The following is a 1,157-nucleotide window of genomic DNA, read 5'->3' on the forward strand; positions in this document are numbered from 1 at the left end:
GCTCTTGTGTCCGGAATTTATTAGTATACAAACGATATTTGCGTCAAGATGCTCCCTTAAAACAGCTTTCCAAACTGACGCATATCCGTAGTCCGCGCATTTCGGGTTTCGACGATGGAAGAGAATATTTCGGCGCAAGCGCGCGATCCCCAGGGAAATGTCGTTGCCGGTATCGATGTCGGCGGCACCTTCACCGACCTGCTCCTGATCGACGGAAGCGATGGCGGCAGGGTGTATCTGGCCAAGACGCCGACCACGGTCGACAACCAGGCCTTCGGTGTCGTTTCGGCACTCGGCGCCACCGGATTTCCGATCGACGGCATCGACCTCATCGTGCATGGCACGACCACCACCACCAATGCGGTGCTCGAACGCCGGCTGGCGAAAACCGGCATGATCACCACGCGCGGTTTTCGCGACGTGATCGAGCTTGGCCGGCGCACGCGGCCGCAGGCCTATGGCATGACCGGCAGCTTCGTGCCGATCATCCCGCGCAATCTCAGGCTCGAAGTGTCGGAGCGCGTCGAGGCGTCGGGTGAGATACGCACACCGCTCGACGAGGCCGAAATGCGCGAGGCGGTGCAGACGCTGATCGCGGCCGGTTGCGAATCCCTCGTCATCCATTTCCTGCATTCCTACGCCAATCCGGCGCACGAGCGGCGCGCCACCGAAATTGCCGCCGAGCTCTGGCCGAACGGCTACATCACGGCAGGCCATGCGCTGCTGTCGGAGGCGCGCGAGTTCGAGCGCGGCGTCACCGCTTCGGTCAACGCCTCGGTGCAGCCGATCCTCGAGCGTTATGTCGAGCGGCTGCGCAAGGAACTGGCTGCAAAAGGCTATGCCCGCGACTTCCTGATCATGAACGGCAATGGCGGCATGATCTCGGCCCGCTTCGTCACACGTGAATCGGCCAAGACTGTCATGTCCGGTCCGGCCTCGGGCGTCATCGCCGCCGCCTACACCGGAAAACGTGCCGGCTTCGAAAACCTCGTCACCTACGACATGGGCGGCACTTCGACCGACGTGGCGCTGATCCGCAATGCCGAGCCGGCTGTCTCGAACGAGATCGAGATCGAATATGCCATGCCGATCCATGTGCCGATGGTGGCGGTGCACACGGTCGGCGCCGGCGGCGGCTCGATCGCCCGGGTCGACGC

At 62.8% G+C, this 1,157-nt stretch carries 1 protein-coding gene; it reads left to right on the top strand.

Going from position 1 to position 1,157, the window contains the following annotated elements; translation table 11 throughout:
- Positions 1-114: 114 nt before the first annotated feature.
- Positions 115-1,157, top strand: a 1,043-nt coding sequence (locus tag EN994_RS32395) for a hydantoinase/oxoprolinase family protein (RefSeq protein WP_164746465.1), incomplete at its 3' end; no start/stop codon positions are given.

This window comes from Mesorhizobium sp. M7A.F.Ca.CA.002.09.1.1, assembly GCF_003998555.1.
In the GTDB taxonomy this organism is placed as follows: domain Bacteria; phylum Pseudomonadota; class Alphaproteobacteria; order Rhizobiales; family Rhizobiaceae; genus Mesorhizobium; species Mesorhizobium ciceri.